This window comes from Geodermatophilus maliterrae (assembly GCF_041018925.1).
GTDB lineage: Bacteria > Actinomycetota > Actinomycetes > Mycobacteriales > Geodermatophilaceae > Geodermatophilus > Geodermatophilus maliterrae.
This window is the reverse complement of the sequence record NZ_JBFNXQ010000096.1, coordinates 1-18,747: the sequence shown is the minus strand read 5'-3', so window position 1 is coordinate 18,747 and position 18,747 is coordinate 1. Positions and strand designations below refer to the sequence as shown.

The 18,747-nt window shown below is 73.0% G+C and carries 12 protein-coding genes and 1 pseudogene; 5 read left to right on the top strand and 8 right to left on the bottom strand.

From position 1 onward, the window contains the following. Positions 1–60 precede the first annotated feature (60 nt). Positions 61–2,976: a leucine--tRNA ligase gene (leuS, locus tag ABQ292_RS21550; RefSeq protein WP_369209762.1), complete on the bottom strand. Its 2,916-nt coding sequence runs from the start codon at positions 2,974–2,976 to the stop codon at positions 61–63. A gap of 262 nt (positions 2,977–3,238) precedes the next feature. On the opposite strand from leuS, the gene ABQ292_RS21545 reads away from it, so the two are divergent. The 4 genes from ABQ292_RS21545 (at position 3,239) to ABQ292_RS21530 (ending at position 8,851) form a co-directional block, all read left to right on the top strand. Beyond that, a complete protein-coding gene (locus ABQ292_RS21545; RefSeq protein ID WP_369209761.1) occupies positions 3,239–5,521 on the top strand; it encodes a putative bifunctional diguanylate cyclase/phosphodiesterase in 2,283 nt (760 codons plus the stop codon). Between the two features lie 124 nt (positions 5,522–5,645). Beyond that, on the top strand, positions 5,646–6,827 hold the full coding sequence (locus ABQ292_RS21540) for a hypothetical protein (RefSeq protein WP_369209760.1): 1,182 nt from the start codon (positions 5,646–5,648) through the stop codon (positions 6,825–6,827). 98 nt (positions 6,828–6,925) lie between these two features. Beyond that, positions 6,926–7,900 carry a lipoyl synthase gene (lipA, locus tag ABQ292_RS21535; protein ID WP_369209759.1) on the top strand — a complete coding sequence of 325 codons (975 nt, stop codon included), beginning with the start codon at positions 6,926–6,928 and terminating at the stop codon, positions 7,898–7,900. Between the two features lie 54 nt (positions 7,901–7,954). Next, positions 7,955–8,851, top strand: a complete 897-nt coding sequence (locus ABQ292_RS21530) for a DUF4191 domain-containing protein (RefSeq protein WP_369209758.1) — start codon at positions 7,955–7,957, stop codon at positions 8,849–8,851. Between the two features lie 116 nt (positions 8,852–8,967). Here ABQ292_RS21530 and ABQ292_RS21525 read toward each other — a convergent pair whose 3' ends face one another. Both ABQ292_RS21525 and ABQ292_RS21520 read right to left on the bottom strand, forming a co-directional pair. Then, positions 8,968–9,525, bottom strand: a complete 558-nt coding sequence (locus ABQ292_RS21525) for a GNAT family N-acetyltransferase (protein WP_369209757.1) — start codon at positions 9,523–9,525, stop codon at positions 8,968–8,970. Positions 9,526–9,534: 9 nt separating this feature from the next. Further along, positions 9,535–9,957, bottom strand: a complete 423-nt coding sequence (locus tag ABQ292_RS21520) for an RDD family protein (RefSeq protein ID WP_369209756.1) — start codon at positions 9,955–9,957, stop codon at positions 9,535–9,537. Positions 9,958–10,125: 168 nt separating this feature from the next. Between ABQ292_RS21520 and glnA the strand changes: the two genes are divergently transcribed. Next, entirely contained in the window at positions 10,126–11,559 is a 1,434-nt protein-coding gene (gene glnA, locus ABQ292_RS21515) for a type I glutamate--ammonia ligase (RefSeq protein ID WP_369209755.1), read from the top strand. Here glnA and ABQ292_RS21510 read toward each other — a convergent pair. The 5 genes and pseudogenes from ABQ292_RS21510 to mobF form a co-directional block, all read right to left on the bottom strand. Beyond that, the gene (locus ABQ292_RS21510; RefSeq protein WP_369209754.1) at positions 11,450–12,646 is read right to left on the bottom strand and encodes a site-specific integrase; all 1,197 of its coding nucleotides are present in this window, start codon (positions 12,644–12,646) and stop codon (positions 11,450–11,452) included. The genes glnA and ABQ292_RS21510 overlap by 110 nt on opposite strands. A 135-nt stretch (positions 12,647–12,781) precedes the next feature. Beyond that, positions 12,782–13,105 carry a hypothetical protein gene (locus ABQ292_RS21505; RefSeq protein ID WP_369209753.1) on the bottom strand — a complete coding sequence of 108 codons (324 nt, stop codon included), beginning with the start codon at positions 13,103–13,105 and terminating at the stop codon, positions 12,782–12,784. Continuing rightward, positions 13,102–13,392, bottom strand: coding sequence for a hypothetical protein (locus tag ABQ292_RS21500; RefSeq protein WP_369209752.1), 291 nt, complete (start codon positions 13,390–13,392; stop codon positions 13,102–13,104). The genes ABQ292_RS21505 and ABQ292_RS21500 overlap by 4 nt, the downstream gene beginning before the upstream one ends. Further along, the gene (locus ABQ292_RS21495; RefSeq protein WP_369209763.1) at positions 13,389–13,571 is read right to left on the bottom strand and encodes a helix-turn-helix domain-containing protein; all 183 of its coding nucleotides are present in this window, start codon (positions 13,569–13,571) and stop codon (positions 13,389–13,391) included. Before ABQ292_RS21495 ends, ABQ292_RS21500 begins: the two co-directional genes overlap by 4 nt. A 359-nt stretch (positions 13,572–13,930) precedes the next feature. Continuing rightward, positions 13,931–17,564: pseudogene (gene mobF / locus ABQ292_RS21490) on the bottom strand (MobF family relaxase). Positions 17,565–18,747: the final 1,183 nt, after the last annotated feature.

The window sequence follows — 18,747 nt, the reverse complement described above, 5'->3', positions numbered from 1 at the left end:
TGTCACCAACGTCCTGGCCGAGTACACCTAGCCCGGGACACGGGCCACGAGGGGTGTGCGTCAGGAGACGACGAAGTTGACCAGCCGCCCGGGGACGGCGACGACGCGCCGCACCGTCTTCCCGGCCAGCTGCGCGGCCACCTTCTCCTCGGCGCGGGCCGCCGCCTCCAGCGCCGCGGCATCCGCGTCGGCCGGCACGCTCACCTGTGCCCGCACCTTGCCGTTGACCTGCACGGCGACCTGCACGGTGTCCTCGACCAGCCAGCGCTCGTCGGCGACCGGGAAGGGCGTCCAGGCCACCGAGTCGGTGTGCCCCAGCCGCGCCCACAGCTCCTCGCCCAGGTGCGGGGCCAGCGGGGCGACCATCAGCACCAGCGGCTCGGCCACCGACCGCGGCACGGGCCGCTCGGCGCCGTAGGTGGCGGTCAGCGCGTTGGTCAGCTCGGTGACCCGCGCGATGGCGATGTTGAACCGCAGCGTCGTCATGCCGTCGCGGACCCCGGCGATCGCCCGGTGCAGCGCCCGCAGCGTGTCCTCGTCGGGCGCGACGTCGTCGGACGCCCGCACCGCACCGGTCTCCTCGTCGACGACGACCCGCCAGATCCGCTGCAGCAGCCGCTGCGAGCCGACGACGGCCTTGGTGTCCCACGGCCGCGACTGCTCCAGCGGGCCGGTCGACATCTCGTAGACCCGGAAGGTGTCGGCGCCGTAGGCCCCGATCATCTCGTCGGGCGTGACCATGTTCTTCAGGCTCTTGCCGATCTTGCCGTACTCGCGGTTGACCGGCCTGCCCTCGTAGAGGAACCGCCCGTCCTCCTCGACCACGTCGGCGGCGGGCACGTAGAAGCCGCGCTCGTCGGTGTAGGCGTAGGCCGAGATGTAGCCCTGGTTGACCAGCCGGCGGAACGGCTCCTCGCTGGAGACGTGGCCCAGGTCGTGCAGCACCTTGTGCCAGAAGCGGGCGTAGAGCAGGTGCAGGACGGCGTGCTCCATGCCGCCGACGTACAGGTCCACGCCGCCGACGTCGCCCGGCGAGCGCGGGCCCAGCCAGTAGCGCTCCAGCTCCGGGTCGACCATCTGCGTGTCGTCGGAGGGGTCCAGGTAGCGCAGGTGGTACCAGCACGATCCGGCCCAGTTGGGCATCGTGTTGGTCTCGCGGCGGTAGGTCCTCAGCCCGTCGCCCAGGTCCAGCTCGACCGTCGTCCACTCGGCCACCCGCGACAGCGGGGGCTCCGGCGCGGACTCGGCGTCGTCGTCGGCGAAGGTCTTCGGCGAGTAGTCGTCGACCTCGGGTAGCAGCACCGGCAGAAGCGACTCGGGCACCGCGCGCGGCAGGCCGTCGGCGTCGTAGACGATCGGGAACGGCTCGCCCCAGTAGCGCTGCCGGCTGAACAGCCAGTCACGCAGCTTGTAGGTGGTCGTCGCCTCACCGGAGCCGTCGCGCACCAGCCACTCGGTGATCGTGGCGATGGCGGTCGCCTTGTCCAGGCCGTTCAGCGACACCTCGTCGTTCGACGAGTTGATCATCTCGCCGGAGCCGGTGTACGCGCCGCCGTCCCAGTCGGCCGGCGGCTGCACGGTGCGGACGACGGGCAGGCCGAAGGCCCCGGCGAACTCCCAGTCACGGGTGTCCTCGCCGGGCACGCCCATGACGGCGCCGGTGCCGTAGCCGGTCAGCACGTAGTCGGCGATGAACACCGGCAGCTCGCGGCCGTTGACCGGGTTGACGGCGGTGACGCCCAGCCAGACGCCGGTCTTCTCCCGCCCCTCGTTCTGCCGGTCCAGCTCCGAGCGGCGGGAGGCCTGCCGCTGGTAGGCCGCGACCGCCTCGCCCGGGCTCGCCGCTCCCCCGGTCCACCGCGGGTCGGTGCCGTCGGGCCACGCGTCCGCGGTCAGCGCGGCGACCAGCGGGTGCTCGGGCGCCAGCACCATGTAGGTGGCGCCGAACAGCGTGTCCGGCCGGGTGGTGAAGACCTCGATCGTCTCCCCGCCGGCGTCGTCCGCCCGCTCCGCCCCGACGGCGAAGCGGATGCGCGCACCGGTGGAACGGCCGATCCAGTTGCGCTGCATCTGCTTGACCGAGTCCGACCAGTCCAGCCGGTCCAGGTCGGCCAGCAGCCGCTCGGCGTAGGCGGTGATCCGCATCATCCACTGGGTCAGCGGGCGCCGGAACACCGGGAAGTTGCCCCGCTCGGACCGGCCGTCGGGGGTGACCTCCTCGTTGGACAGCACGGTGCCCAGGCCCGGGCACCAGTTCACCGGCGCCTCGTGCCGGTAGGCCAGCCGGTGGGCGTCGACGACCTGGCGCTTGCCGACGTCGTCCAGCTCGGCCCACGGCACCCCCGAGGGGTTGGTGCCCGGCGCGGGCGCGCGCGTCCCGGCGTCCAGCTCGGCCACCAGCTCCTCGACCGGGCGGGCCCGGCCGGCCGCCTCGTCGAACCAGGCCCCGAAGATCTTCAGGAAGATCCACTGGGTCCACCGGTAGTAGCCCGGGTCGATCGTCGCGAAGGTCCGGCGCTCGTCGTGGTCGACGCCCAGGCGGCGCAGCTGCGCCCGGATGGCGGCGATGTTGGCCTCGGTGGTGACCCGCGGGTGCTGCCCGGTCTGGACGGCGTACTGCTCGGCGGGCAGGCCGAAGGCGTCGTAGCCCATCGGGTGCAGCACGTTGTCGCCGTCCATGCGGCGGAACCGGCTGGTGACGTCGGTGCCCAGGTAGCCCAGGGGGTGCCCGACGTGCAGGCCCGTGCCCGAGGGGTACGGGAACATGTCCATGATGAAGGACTTGGGCCGGTCGGCGACCCGCTCGAAGCCCTCCGACAGCCGGCCCGTCGGGTTGGGCGTGTGGAACGTCCCCTCCTGCTCCCACCGGTCCTGCCACTCCAGCTCGATCCGCTGGGCGAGCGCCGGCGTGTAGCGGTGCGGCGGCACCCCCTCGTCGGCCGGGTCGGTGGTGGGCCGGCTCACCGTCTGGCTCATGGTGGGGATCTCCTCGGCGGGTCGTGCGGCGGGCAGAAAAAAACCCCTCGCGCAGGAGGGGTCGCCGTGCTGGTCTGCGTCGGTCAGATCAGCACGGCCGGCGAAGGAGCAGCTGCCCGATCACGCGCGCGAGCGTACTCCGCGGCTCTCGCCGGGCGCGCGCGGACACCGGGTCGAGCCGGCACCCCCCGCCTCCCTCCAGCGGGTGAGCCCGCCGCCGGAGCCGCTCCACCCGGGTGCCCGGACCGTCGAGAAGGGTCGTGTGCGATCGATCGAGTCCCGCGGGGGCAACCGGCTGGCGTCCCGGTGGGCCCTGGTCCTGGCGGGGGTGGCCCTCGCACTGTTCACCACCGGGGTGTGGTCCCGCCCGGACGGCGCGGCGTGGGCGTCGGCCTACGACCTCGTCCTCTACAACGCCGTCTACGTGGGCGGCGCGGTGGTGTGCGTCCTCGCCGCGGTCCGGCACGCCGCCGATCGCCTCGCCTGGGCGAGCCTGGCCCTCGCGCTCGTCCTCGGTCTCGCTGGCAACCTGGTGTACACGCTGGTCATCAGCCAGATGGCCGACGAGCCCTACCCGTCGGTGGCCGACGCCTTCTACCTCGCGTACTACCTCCCGCTCTACGTCACGCTCATCGCGCTCATCCGCACCCGGGTCGGCCGCTTCCACACGAGCATGTGGCTCGACGGGGGCATCGGCGCCCTCGGCGCCTCTGCCGTGGCCGTCGCCCTCCTGCTGGAGCCGGCGCTCCGCCTGACCGAGGGAGACCTCGCCGCGGTCGTGACGACCATGGCCTACCCGGTGGCCGACGTCGTCCTCCTGGCGCTGCTCGTCGCGGTGTCGGCGATGCTGGGCGTGCGACGTGACCCCTCGCTGCTGCTGGTCGCCGCCGGCATCGTCGCCAACCTCGTGGGCGACATCGTCTTCCTCGACCTCGCCACCGCAGGTCACTACGTCGAGGGCGGTCCGCTCGACCTGACCTGGTTGGCCGCTGTCGTGCTCATGGCCGTGGCCGCCCACCGCAGCGACGGCAGCCGGCCCCGCACCCGGGACACCGACACCCAGGTGGGCTGGCGGGTGCTGGCCGTGCCGATGGTCTGCAACCTGGCCAGCCTCGCCGTCCTGGGACTGGGCTGGGGCGACCGGATGTCGCCCTGGGCGGCCTGGTGCGCGATCGGCTGCGTCCTGGCCGGCGTCGCGCGGACCACCATCACCTTCCGCGAGGTGCGGGCCTTCAACGAGGTCCGCATGGAGGCGCGCACCGACGAGCTGACCGGCCTGCCGAACCGCCGCGCCCTGCTCGAGGCCGCCCGCGCCGTCGTCGCCGAGGCCACCACGGCCCGCCCGGCCGCCCTGCTGCTGCTCGACCTCGACGGCTTCAAGGAGGTCAACGACAGCCTCGGCCACGGTGCGGGTGACCAGCTGCTCTGCCAGGTGGGCCCGCGGCTGGCCTCGGCGCTGCGTCCCGGCGACCTGCTCGCCCGCCTGGGCGGGGACGAGTTCGCCGTCCTGCTGCCCGCGACCGACCTGGTGACCGCGGCGGACCGGGGCGGCGTCGTCGCCGAGCTGCTGCGCCGGCCCTTCGCCGTCGAGGGCATCCGGCTGCACGTCGGCGTGAGCATCGGCGTCTCGACCGCCCCGATCCCCGCCGACGACGTCCAGGAGCTGCTGCGCTGCGCCGACGTGGCGATGTACGCGGCCAAGACCGAGCGCAGCGGCGTGCAGGTGTACGTGCCCGACCCGGGCAGCGGTTCCGGTGACCGCCTGCGCACGATGGAGGACCTGCGGGCCGCGCTGGTCCGCGACGAGCTCGACGTCCACCTGCAGCCGCAGGTCGTCATGGGCGACGGCCGGGTGGTCGGCGTCGAGGCGCTGCTGCGCTGGCACCACCCCACGCGCGGGCTGCTCAGCCCCGCCGTCGTGCTGCCGGCCGCCGAGCAGGCCGGGCTGCTGCGCCCGCTGACCGACGTCGTCCTCGGTCGCTCCCTCGACGCGGTCGCGCAGTGGTGGCACGCGCACCGGGTGCCGGTCTCGGTCAACCTGGCCGCGGCCAACGTCGCCGACCTCGACCTGCCGACGAAGGTCGCCGCGGAGCTGGCCCAGCGGGGCCTGCCGCCCGAGGCACTGACCCTGGAGCTGGTCGAGGACACCCTCATGGCCGACCCCGAGCGCGGCCGCACCGTGCTCGGCCAGCTGCGCCGGCTGGGCATCCGGACGTCGATCGACGACTACGGCACCGGGTACAGCTCGCTGGCCTACCTGCGGCACCTGCCTGCCGACGAGCTCAAGCTCGACCGCAGCCTCACCGCCGACGTCGACCGCGACGAGCGGGCCGCGGCGATCGTGCGGCACACCGCGGCCCTCGCCCACGACCTGGGCCTGAGCCTGGTCGCCGAGGGCGTGGAGGACCTGGCCACCGGCCGCCGGCTGGCCGACCTCGGCTGCGACGTCGCCCAGGGGTACGCGATCGCCCGGCCCATGCCCCTCGTGGACTTCCTGGGCTGGCTGGCCGGCGAGCGCAGCGAGAGGCTCCGCACCTCGGTGTGACGACCGCCACCCGGGGCGGGACGACCGCGCGGGGAACGACGGCACCGGCCGCCGCCCGGGGTGTGCCGACCAGCCGGACCGGGCAGGATGGCCGGGAGTCGATCAACCCGGAGGTTCAGATCCCGTGTTCCGCACACAGTCCCCTGGTCAGGTCATCGGGGCCGAGCTCCAGGAGGGCCTCAGCCACCTCGGTGCTGCCGCCACCGAGGCCGGCCGGGCCGCCGCGGAGCAACTCGTCCCCCGCGTCGAGGCCGCGCGCGAGGCGGCCGGCCCGGTGCTCGACGCCGCGCTGGAGGTCCTCGTCCCGAAGATGGCCGCCGCCGTGGCCGTCGCCACCCCGGCGGTCACCTCGGCCATCGACGCGCTGACGCCGCGCGTCGAGGCCGCCCGTGTCGCCGCCAGCCCGACGCTGGAGCTGGCCCGTGACCGGGTCGACGCCGCCGTCGACGCGCTCATCCCGCGCATCGAGACCGCCCGCAGCACCGCCGGCCCCGCCGTCACCTCGGCGCTGACCGCCGCCGGGGCCGCGGCCGCCAAGGCCGCCGCCGACCTCGCGCCCCACGTCGAGTCCGCCCAGGTCGCCGCCCGCCGCGCCCTGACCGACGAGGTCACCCCGCGCGTCCTCGCCACCCGCGAGGCGCTCGGGCCCGCCCTGGTCGGCGCCCGCGGCGCCCTCGCCGCCGGTGTCGGCGCCGCGCTGGTGGAGCTCGAGCACCGCCGCGCGGACCTGGTGGCCGGCACCACCAAGGCCACCGCCGACGTCCGCCGGACGACGGCCAGGGCCACGAGGGACGCCCGCCGGAAGGCGTCGAGGCAGCGCGCGCGACTGGAGCGGACGGCGGCGCGGACCGCCACCGTGCTCCGGCGGCGGGCCGTCGTCGAGCCCGAGCCGAGCCGCTGGCCGTGGCTGGTGGCCCTCGTGGCGGCGATCGCCGCGGCGACGGTGCTCATGCGCCGCAAGAAGGACGACCCGTGGACGCCGGCACCCGCCGGTGACGGGCCAGTGCCCAGCTACCGAGAGGACCCCGTGCCCAGCTCCCCGAGCAACGACAACGCCGGCAAGACCGTCTCCTCCGCCCAGATGACCTCGGGCGACGGCACCCCGCCGGACAGCGACCTCGGCTGGCGGACCGACACCGACCAGCCTGCCGCGGGCAGCGCCACCCCGAACGACCCGGCGCTCGACACCGCGACCGCCTCGCCCGACGGCAGCCCGCAGATCGCGGAGGCCAACACCGGGTCGGCCCAGAACCCCGACCTCGACCCGACCAACAGCGACATCCAGGACGGCCCGGCCAAGGCCTGACCCTCCCCGCCGCGACGACGGCCCCCCGGGCAGCCCGCCCGGGGGGCCGTCGTCGTCATCACCCGGCCCGGACCGGCCACCGGGGTACCGTGGGGATCATGAGCGAGACGGTGACGACCAGCAGCTCCGAGCCGTCGACGATCGGCCCCGCGGGCCGCAAGCTGCTGCGCCTGGAGGTGCGCAACAGCCAGGTCCCGATCGAGCGCAAGCCGGAGTGGATCAAGACCCGGCTCAAGACCGGGCCGGAGTACACCGAGCTGAAGTCGCTGGTCCGCCGCGAGGGCCTGCACACCGTCTGCGAAGAGGCCGGCTGCCCCAACATCTACGAGTGCTGGGAGGACCGGGAGGCCACCTTCCTCATCGGTGGCGACCAGTGCACCCGGCGCTGTGACTTCTGCCAGATCGACACCGGCAAGCCCGCCGACTTCGACGCCGACGAGCCCCGCCGGGTCGCCGAGAGCGTGGCCACCATGCAGCTGCGCTACGCCACGGTCACCGGCGTCGCACGCGACGACCTGCCCGACGGCGGTGCCTGGCTCTACGCCGAGACGGTGCGCCAGATCCACGCCGCCGTCCCCGGCTGCGGCGTCGAGCTGCTCATCCCCGACTTCAACGCCGACCCGGCGCAGCTGGCCGAGGTGTTCTCCTCCCGGCCGGAGGTGCTGGCGCACAACGTCGAGACGGTGCCGCGGATCTTCAAGCGGATCCGGCCCGGCTTCCGCTTCGAGCGCTCACTGGCCGTGCTCACCGCCGCGCGCGAGGCCGGCCTGGTCACCAAGTCCAACCTCATCCTCGGCATGGGCGAGGAGCCGCACGAGGTCGTCGAGACCATGCAGGCCCTGCACGAGGCCGGCTGCGACCTGCTCACCATCACCCAGTACCTGCGCCCCTCGCCGCGGCACCACCCCGTCGTCCGCTGGGTCAAGCCCGACGAGTTCGTCGGCTTCCAGCAGCAGGCCGAGGAGATCGGCTTCCCGGGGGTGCTCGCCGGACCGCTGGTCCGCAGCTCCTACCGGGCCGGCCGGCTCTACCAGCAGGCCGTCGAGGCCCGCGGACTGACCCGCTCGATCTGAGGACGTCGCGGCCGGCCCACCGGGGTCGGCCGCGCGCGGCCCTATCCTGGGGGCATGGCACGCAGCAAGCCCACAGACTCCCCCGCCCCGACCGGCAAGGCCGGGCGTGGTCCCGGCACCGCAGGGCGCGGGCGGTCCTCGGGCACTGCGGCCGGTGCGACGGCCTCCGGCGCGACCGCCGCCAGCGGCTCGGCCAAGCCCGGCAAGGACACGTCCGGCAAGGCAGGCAGGGCGCCCAAGCTCGGCAAGGACGGTCAGCCGAAAGTCGGCCGGCTGAAGAAGGTCGGCAACCAGGCCCGCATGATCAAGCAGGCCTACTCACTGACGCGGAAGAACGACCCCAAGCTGCCCTGGCTGATGCTCATCGTCTTCGTGGCGGTGGCCGGCGTCGTCGAGCTGCTGGCCATCCTCTTCGGCGCCCCCTTCCTCTTCATCCCGATCGCGATCGTCCTGGGCGTGCTGGCCGCGATGATCGTCTTCGGCCGGCGGGCGCAGGGCTCGGCCTACCGGCAGGTCGAGGGGCAGCCCGGCGCGGCGGCCTGGGTGCTCGAGGGCATGCGCGGCGACTGGCGGGTGTCCGCGGGCGTCGCCGGCACCACCCAGCTCGACGCCGTCCACCGGGTGCTCGGCCGGCCCGGGATCATCCTCGTCGGGGAGGGCTCCCCCGCCCGCGTCCGCGGCCTCATCGCGCAGGAGAAGAAGAAGATCGCCCGCGTCGTCGGCGACACCCCGATCTACGACCTCACCGTCGGCGACGAGGAGGGGCAGGTGCCCCTGCGCAAGCTCAGCACGCACGTGATGAAGCTGCCGCGCAACCTGTCCGCCGCGGAGGTCAACAGCCTCGGCCGGCGGATGGCCGCGCTCGGCGGTCCCAAGATGCCCGTCCCCGGCGGCCCGATGCCGGGCGGACGGCAGATGACGGTCAGCTCACGGCAGGTCCGCCGCCGCTGACCCACCCGACGCGCTGGGATCAGGGGACCTGATCGTGCGGTGTCCTCCCGCACCGTGGAACGTCGGGGAGGACGCTCGACGATCAGGTCCCCTGATCATCGCCTGGGCCCCGCCGGCTACAGCCGGGCGAAGGGTTCGGCGTAGCGGAACGTGCCGCGCTGCTCCGGGCCGGCCAGCCGGCGGGCCTGGAAGTGCGAGCCCCACGCGGGGTCGGGCGGAGTGATGCCGAGGTCGGTCGACCGGACGAAGCCGAAGCGCCCGTAGTAGGCGGGCGACCCCAGCAGCGCCACCAGGTGCTCTCCGGCCGCCTCTGCGACGGCGAGCAGGGCGTGCACCAGCACGGTCCCGATACCCCGGCCCTGCGCGTCCGGCCGCACGCCGAGCGGCCCGAGCCCGACCGCCGCCGCGCCGAGCGGCTCGAGCCACCCGCGGGTGCCGATGACGTGGCCGACGACGTCGTCGCCGTCGGTCGCGACCAGGGACAGGTGCGGCAGGAACCCGGCGTCCTCGCGCAGCTCGCCGACCAGCCGCGCCTCGACGACCTCCGCCGTCCCGGCGGCCGGCGCGAACGCGGCGCGGTGCAGGGCGGCGACGGCCCGGTGGTCGGCCGGCCGCTCCTGCCGAACGGCCAACGTGCAGGGGCCCGCCGTGAGGTCGCGAGCGGTGGGGGGCACGGTGGGCCTTCAGCGGTCGCGGACGACCGCGGTGTCGGTGAGCCGGTCGTGCAGCCCGCGGCCGTCGGCGTCGACGACGAGCGCCGGCACGAGCACCATCAGCAGCCCGGTGCGGACGACGGCGCGCCACAGGGCGAGCCGTGCTCCCGGGCTCGGGTGGGCCAGCCGCAGCCCGAGCAGGCGCATCCCCGGCGTCTGCCCGGCGGCGACGAGGAACACCACCGTGACGACGGCGAAGGACAGCAGGCTCCAGTTGCCCGGCAGGCTCGGTGCGGTGAAGAGGCCGGCCACCACGGCGGAGAGGAACGCGTCGACGAGGAAGGCCAGGACCCGGGTGCTGAAGGACGCGAGCGACCCGGGCCCGTCGGACGGGAGGCCCAGGGAGGCGCCCCGCCTGCGCTCCTGAGAAGGTGGCTGCGCGTCCCTGACCATGTCCACCAGCGTAGGACCCGCCCGCAGCCCGGCTCCTGGGCCGAGCAGCGACGACCGACGGCGACACGCCGGAGACCGTTGTTACCGCCGCGAAACAGACGGGACACCCCGGGGCAACTCCCGGGCCATAGCTTGCTGAGCGGCTGTCCGCCCACTCCCGGAGGATCGATGTTCACCAGTCCCGACGAGGTCGCCGCCTACATCCGCGACAACGACGTCGAGTACGTCGACGTCCGCTTCTGCGACCTGCCCGGCGTCATGCAGCACTTCACGATCCCCGCGTCGACCTTCGGCGAGGACACGTTCTCCGACGGTCTCGGCTTCGACGGCTCCTCGATCCGCGGTTTCCAGGCGATCAACGAGTCGGACATGCTGCTGCTGCCGGACGCCAACAGCGCGTTCCTCGACCCGTTCCGCCGGCACAAGACGCTCAACGTCAACTTCTTCATCCACGACCCGATCACCCGCGAGGCCTACAGCCGGGACCCGCGGAACGTGGCGAAGAAGGCCGAGGCCTACCTGGCCAGCAGCGGGATCGCCGACACCGCCTACTTCGGCCCCGAGGCGGAGTTCTACGTCTTCGACTCGATCCGGCACTCGACCGGCATCAACGAGGGCTACTACCACATCGACTCGGTCGAGGGCTCCTGGAACTCCGGCTCCCTGACCGGCGAGAACGGCGGCCCGAACCTGGGCTACAAGACCCGCGCCAAGGGCGGCTACTTCCCGGTCGAGCCCTACGACCACTACAGCGACCTGCGCTCGACGATGATGACCAACCTGACGGGCGTCGGGCTGGAGCTCGAGCGTGGCCACCACGAGGTCGGCACCGGCGGCCAGGCTGAGATCAACTACAAGTTCGACACGCTGCTGCGGTCGGCCGACAGCCTGATGCTGTTCAAGTACATCATCAAGAACACCGCCTGGGCGTACGGCAAGACGGCGACGTTCATGCCCAAGCCGCTGTTCGGTGACAACGGCTCGGGCATGCACTGCCACCAGAGCCTCTGGAAGGACGGCGAGCCGCTCTTCCACGCCGAGACCGGTTACGCGGGTCTGTCCGACACCGCCCGCCACTACATCGGCGGATTGCTGGCCCACGCCCCGTCGCTGCTGGCCTTCACCAACCCGACGGTCAACAGCTACCACCGCCTGGTGCCCGGCTACGAGGCGCCGATCAACCTCGTCTACTCGGCCCGCAACCGCTCGGCCTGCTGTCGCATCCCGATCTCCGGCGACAGCCCCAAGGCCAAGCGCATCGAGTTCCGCGTGCCCGACCCGTCGGCCAACCCCTACCTCGCCTTCTCGGCGATGCTCATGGCCGGCCTCGACGGCATCAAGAACAAGATCGAGCCGCCGGCGCCCGTCGACAAGGACCTGTACGAGCTGCCGCCCGAGGAGGCCCTGGGCATCGAGAAGGTGCCCGCGTCGCTGGACGCCGTCCTCGACCGGCTCGAGGTCGACCACGAGTACCTCATCGACGGCGGGGTGTTCACCCCCGACCTGATCGAGACGTGGATCGAGTACAAGCGGGAGTTCGAGATCGACCCGATCCGCCTCCGCCCGCACCCGCACGAGTTCGCGATGTACTACGACATCTGATGCCGACTAGCGGGCTGACCTGCGGTTCTGTCTGCAGGTCAGCCCGCTGAGTCCCCAACCAGTCCCCACGAGAAGCGAGCACAGCACCGACGGCGGCCCGCGTGGACTCGTCGCTGTCGGGCCACAGGTGCCCGTAGGTGTCGAGCGTCGTCTTGGCCGAGCCGTGCCGGAGGCGGTGCTGCACGACCTTGACGTCGAGGCCGCTGCCGATGAGCAGGCTGGCCAGGTAGTGCCTCAGGTCGTGGAAGCGGAACGCAGCGGGCAGCCCGGCGACCTTCGGCCGAGCCGAGCGGATCGCCCGCTCGGTGGCCCACGTCGAGGTCTGCCGGCCCGTGCCGTCGGTGACGACGTGGCCGCCGCCCCACCGAGCCACCGCAGCCGACAACACCGCGGCCAGCTCCTGGGGGATGGGCAGCGCCGTACAGGACGTCTCGCTCTCCAGCGGCTTCCCGTTGCCCTGCTGCACCGGCCGGACGACGCCGCGCATGAAGTCGACGTCCCCGACCCGCAGCCCCACCACCTCGGCGGTACGCAGCCCGACGAACGCACCGAGCAGGATCGCCGGGCGCAGGTGCTCGGCGATCGTGTCGTGCAGCGCCCGGACCTGCTCGGTCGTGGCGACGTACGGGCGCTGACCACCCGCGCCGGGCGAGGTGCGACGCGAGCACGGGTTGCGCGCCAACAACCCGTCGTGCACCGCGTCGCTCATGACCTGCGAGAGCCTCGAGTGCAGGGCGTAGACGTAGCTGTCGGCCAGGCCGTCAGCCTTGGGCTTCACCGTCCACGAGCGGATCGTCGACGGCCGCACGGCCGAGAGCGGCATCGGGCCGAACGCAGCCTCGATCTGGGCGAGGTGCACCTGCGCCTGCCGCACGGTGCTCGAACGCCGGGTGGCGTAGCCGGCCAACCAGGTCTCGCACCACTCGGCGACCGTCGTCCGGGCAGTGTCCGGATCGACGTAGGTCCCGGTCACCTGACTGGTCGTGACCTCGTCCAGCCACCGTTGCGCCTTGGACTTCTCCTTGTCGGCGAATGCGCGGGTGATCTCCTTGCCGGCGGCGTCCTCGTAGCGAGCTCGGTAGCGCATCCCTTGCCCGTGCCGGGCGCTCGGAACTCGCTTACCGGTCGCCGAATCGGTGACGAACCACCGGTCCTGGATGCTGCGGAACGTCACGAGCGTCTCCGATGTGTAGCGCGGGCAGTAGGCGCTCGGCGACCTGCGTCAGGCGGTCTGTGGCTCCGTTGCGACCCGCGCCTCGAGTGCTTCACGGGCGAGCTGGGAGATGGTCTTGCCTTCGCGGGCGGCGATCTCGGCGGCGCGGTCGCGGACGGCGGGGGTGACGCGGAAGACGATCCGCGGAGAGGTGGCCGCCTCACCGGTCAGGGACGGTCGACCGCCCCGGCGCCGGACCTCGTCGACGATCTCCGCGGCCTTGTGCTCGGTGAGCCGGGTGCCGTCCTCCAGCCGGACGTCTGTCCGGTCGAGATCGACGTCCGGGCCGATGGGTGAGTCGGCGGTGACGGGTGGTGGGGTTCGCTCGGTCACGGGCTGTCTCCTCGGAGATGGGTCGGCATGACGTGGATGACCAGCAGGTACCGCCGCCCGCCGTCGGCCGGGTGCACTTCGAGGGCGATGACCTCCAGCTCTCGGCCCCGTTCGTCGGGCCCGACGTAGAGCCAGGCGTGGGCACCGCTGCTGGTGGTGACCGCGGTCGGTTCGGTGCTGGCCAGGACGTGGCGGGCGGAGGCCCGGCCGATGCGGTGCTTGCGCGCCGACTGGGTGAACCGGATCTCCAGAGGATCAGTATTGTGCGACACAACATTGCCCGTCAAGGCCGGCCGGCTCTGTCCGCATCCTGCCGGGCGTCGATCCATGTACGCAGGTCGTCGCGGCGGTAGAGGACGCGGCGGCCGAGGCGGAAGCTGGTCGGGCCGGTGCCGAGGTGCCGCCAGTACCGGAGAGTGGCGATCGGAGCGCGCAGCAGCTGGGCGGCTTCAGCGATGGTGAGCAGCTCCGACGTGGGCTCGCCGGTGTGATCGCGGGCGGGGTCTGGTCGGGCATAGCGGTCTCCGGGGGCTCGACGGGCATGGGCGGGGTGCCACCTGTGGAAGGCGCGATTTCATGGCCGTTGGTGACAGCCCACAGCCAACTTCTCCGGTCAGGCTCCTGTTCTCCTCCGGTACGTCTCCTGTCGCCGGTACTGCACGAGGTGGGAGCGCCTGAGGTCTCGCCCGGCGCCGCGGTAGAAGCGGGGTGATGGCGTCCGGTAGGAGGCCGGCTCCGATGAGGCGCTCCGTAGGTCGGCAGGCTCCAGTTCCCTCCAGCCCCCTCCCCGCGCACGCGGTGGCGGCCCCGTGAGGAGCGACCCGCTCACCGCCCCAGGCCTGAGGCGGCACCAGGCGTGACCCGCGGCCCGTGGCGCTCGGACTCAGGTCGTGGGACACCCGACCAGTCGCTGGCCGGCCCCGGTGCGACAGCTGGACGCTGGGGATGCCCGGTGTCGCGGCGCGCGTGCCAGGCGTCACGGGCTGCGGTGAGCCGGTCGGGCGGCTGACCCAGCAGGGCCGGTTCACTGGCGAGTCGGGCGATGCGGACCTGTGCGCCAACCAGCTCGTGCTGTGCGGTGGCAACGTGGCGCTCGAGGTCGGCCAACCGCCCTGCGGGATCGGGTGCCCAGGCGATCGGCCCGAGCGGGTCGAGCCGTTCCTGACGCCGGCGGCGAGCGTCGGTCAGTGCCAGACGGGCCCGCTCACCGGCCTGCCCGGCCGCTTCGGCCGCGGCGTGTAGTGAGTGGCGTTCGTAGTGGTCCCGTTCTGCAGCCCGGTGGGCGGTGGTGTCGAACGCCCTCCACAGCACTGGCCGGTCGTCGAACCGGTCGGCTACCCGGGCGAGCCGCTCGGCGTCGGTGGGCAGGTCGGGTAGGTGCGGACGCCACCGGTCGGCCCAGCCGGCCAGCCGCTCAACAGCGCGGGCGACGGGTGCGCGCTTGAGTCCCCACCAGCCAGGCCCGTCGAGCACCACCCGGGCCGCGGCGCGAGCGGCGCCGCGCTCGCCGTCCCAGGCAGCGAGCAGTCCATCGCGGATCCGGTCGGCCTCCTCAGCGAGGACAACATCGGCGACCTCGACCTGCTGTGTCGCTCGGTGAGCGTTGTGAGCCGCCTGTTCGTGGTCCGCTTCCAGCCTCCTGAGTTCGCCGCCGTGGGCGGCCTCGACCGCCACGGCCTGGCGCAGGGCGTCGCACCACGGCTCCAGGACGGCCAGCCGATCGAAGCAGCGCTGCTCGACCGTCCACGCCGTGTGCAGATCGGCCAGCACCTGCTCCAGCGGGCGGGGCGTGGCGTAGCGGGCCGCTTCGGCGGCGGCCCGACCGGTGGCGTGGCCGGGGCCGAGGTCGGCCCGGTCGCGGCCGAACACGGCGATCCACTGCCCACGCGCCTCAGCCGGGTCCTCGGCGACCAGGTGGGCGGTGTTGGCGGTGCGGCCGCGGGTCATCCCGACGTAGGCCGACGCCGCACCGGTGTGCTCGCCGACCACCAGGTGGGCCGCGGTGACGGTGTCACCCTGCGCGCCGTGCGCGGTGCTGGCGTAGGCCAGCTCCACATGGGAGGTGACGTAACCGGCGGGCAGCACCCGCTCCCCCGCCCTCACCGGGGTGACACCGGCAGGGACGGCGTCGGCCGGGGTGACATCGCCCGGGATGACGGTTAGCTCCCCGCCGGGGCCAACGGCGACGACGGTCCAGACGTCGCGGTCGGACACCCCCAGGTCGCGGACGTTGCGGCGGGTGGCGACCCGGTCCCCGACTCCGATCCGCCGCCCCACGCCGGTGACCGCGACCCGGACGTCGTCAACGCGGCCGTCGGCGACAAGCCGCTCGCGGATGGCCGCGTTGAGGTCGATGGCCTGCTCGCGGGTGTCGACCACCACGGCCACCCGCTGGCCCTCGCGGTGATGGTCGGCGACGACCTCGGCCAGCGCCTCCTGGAGCGCCGCAGGATCGGCGTGCAAGCGGATCTGCTCGCGGGCGACCAGAGTGTCGAAGACCGCGCCCGGTTCGGCGCCGGTGCGCATGGTCAGGGTCAGGTCGGCGTACTCGACATCCGGTGTCGTCCGGCCGGCTTGGTCGGTGCGGGTGAAGCGGTGCACCGTCTGCAGGGTCAGGTGCGCGGCCGGATCGACCTGACCGGCGGCGAGGTCCAGCACGCCGCCGCGGCCGACTGCGGCCAACTGGTGCCGGTCACCGAGCAGCGCCAGGCGCACCCCGCACTCGTCGGCGAGGGTCAGCACCGCGCGGGCGGTGGCCTGGTCGAGCATCCCGGCCTCATCCACCACCAGCAGGTCCCCGGGCATGAGGCTCGCCCCTGGCTCCGGGCCGGCGTGGACGCCTCCGGTGCGCGGCTCGGCGTCGCCGGTGGCCAGCCGGCTCCAGATCCCCTCGTCGGTCCAGCGCCAGCCGTACTGGAAGGCCAGCCAGGCTGCCGAGCCGGTGGCGGTGCCGACCTCGGCGGCGGCGACCTTGGCCGCCTTCAGCGTCGGTGTCACCACCGTCAGCCGGCGGCCTTGTGCCTCGAGAAGGTCGCGGGTGGCGGCCAGCAGGGTGGTCTTGCCCTCGCCGGCCGCGCCCTCGATGACGACCAGCGGCCGGTCGCCGGCCAGGGAAGCGGCCGCGGCCGCTTGCCCGGCGTCCAGCCGCGCGAGCGCGGCCAGCGGCAGCTCAGGCTTCCGCTGGCGATCGGTCACGGAGGGAGCGCTGCGGGCGGCGAACCGGTCGGTCAGGTCGTCTTCGACGTCGAGCACCGGCTGCGAGGTCCAGGCCCGGATGTGCTCAGGAAGGCCGTCACGGTCCAGCAGCGGCACACAGCGGGCCATCGTCCGGGCGGTGAGGTCCTCGGCCAACTCCATCCGCACGCCGACCTCGACGACGATGCCCGCGGCGGCGATCAGCTGCTCGACCTCGCCGCGGACGTCGGCGGCGTTCCACGCCGAGCGCCCGGCGGCCAGCCGGGTCAGCACGGTCCCCACGGCGGCTTCCCGGTCGAGGGTGCCCACCGGTGTAGGCGCCAGGTGCACGGGGTGGTCGCGGTCGCGGTAGCCCAGGGCGACCAGCTCGCCGACCCACCGGGCGGTGAGGTCCTCGCCGGGTTGCGGGGTGACCTTGTCCGGGTGGCCCTCGGCCCACGCCCGCGCATCCCAGGCCCGCCGCAGCGCCGGCCCCGGGATTTGACCGGGGTGTGCCTGCGTCCATTCGCGTTCGTAGCGGTCCACGTTGCGGCCGATCTGCGCCGCCCGGGCGCTGAACCCGCCCACGTACTCGGCGAGCTCCTGTATTTCTCCAGTGGAGTCGAGGGTGTATCCGTGTGCGGCGAGGGCGGCCCGGAAGTGCGGGTCGGTGACGACCGCGGCGTGCCCGATCCCGTTGACCGCGGCGAGGGAGTCCCGCACGCCCACGGTGTGAGCCCCCGCCATCGCCCGGCGGCGAACACCCGGGCGTTGACCTGCAGGTGCAGATGCCGGTGCGGATCCCCGGCGCGGGAGGTGTGATGGTGCACCGTCACCGCCTCCAGCACCTCCACCGGCACCTGCAGCTGCCCGCCGCGCGGCCCCACCCGGGTGGTGGCGTGCTGCGAGAGCCAGCCGATGACCTGGGCCGCCGCGCGGTCCTGCGCGACGTCGTAGGCCGCAGCGATGTCCGGGTGCAGGGCGGCGGCCAGCGACCAGGACTTCGGGCCGTTGACCACCACCTCGGCGAACCGCACCGCGCGGTCATCGGTTCGCGGCCGCCCCCGGGCGGTCCGGTGTCGGGGTCCAGCCCGGCCACCCACGCCTCGTAGCCGTCCCCGGTCAGCGCGGCGAGTTCCCGCACCGGCCCGCCGCCGGCGGTGTAGCGGCGCGCGATCCCGGGTCCCTCGGTGAGGTAGTGGTCATCGGCCCGGCCCCGGTCGGCCTCCACGTGGTGCCGGGCCGCCGCCGGCGCGCCGACGTAGATCTTCAGGCCACCGTGCATTTGTCAACGCCACCCGACAATGACCAACACGTCACCACTGGAAACGGCAGTGGGCCCCGCGAAGCGGGGCCCGGACTACCGCTATGCGTAGCATGCGTGCCGTTCTTCAGTGAAGGCTTGGCTGCGAGCGGTAGGAGTTGAGTGTTCTAGGCATCAAGTCGTCGTATGTGTCGAGTCGTTGGTCGCTTATGGCGATCGTTGGTGGCATGCAGAATGACGACTGCTTAGCTTTTCACATGGTCGCGGTGGGCTGCGCAATGGCACTCGGCTCGCGGTCACGCAGCGGCCTTCTACGAGACGGTGGCTTGGGTGTCGAGCGGCCGACGGTTGACGCAGCTCTGCCCACCAGGAGGGAGTCCCGGTTGTCCTCCCCGTACGGGACGGCTCATCGGGCTGGTCTTACGGGACGGCGGTCGAGGGGCACGCGTTCAGTCCTGCCATGTTCCCGGTTGAGGTTCGCCTTGTGAGACAGGGCTGCGGGTCGTCGGTGATCAGCCGTGAGACTGTCGCCCATAGCGGCCCACTCAGGGCTAATCCATGTAGGGCCGATACTTCTCACGGAATTGCATGATGGGCATCGTCGCCAGGTCTTGTCGGACCTGCAGGAGGAGGCGTTCGACCTGCCCGTGGCCTGTGACCGGCGGCCGGAGCAAGGCCCACCTTCCACCCCTACGGTCCTGGATCAGCACTCTGTCGCCCCGCAGTGGTCGGCGTTTGTAGCGGGCGGTCAGTGCGTCGCCGACTGGCACGTGTGCCAGGTCAGGAGGCACGCGGGAGCACATCTCGGCGAGCTCCCGCAAGCCGTGATCCTCCTCGATGACACACTCGACGCAGGCCCAGACGGAGACGACGGGTCCAGGGTGCACGTGCCAGGCGTGCCCACAGTCGGGGCACATGCTGCTGGTCACGGCGAGCGAGGCTAGCTGTCGCAACGCGAACATGACGCCGTGTTGCACGAGCCGCCCTGTGGGTCGGACCGCGCCGTGTCCTTGAGCGGCCCACTGTGGGACAGCTGGTCGACAGCCAGGCGGTCATCCGCGGCTCGGCGGTTGTGACGAATCAGATGGCTAGACGCGGTGGGAGGTCGTTTCGCTCGATGAAGCCGTCACCTTAAGGCAGAGAGCAGAGGCGGGGTCAGCGCGTCAGGTCAGGGCTTGGACGTGAACTCGGCCGAGGGTGTCGG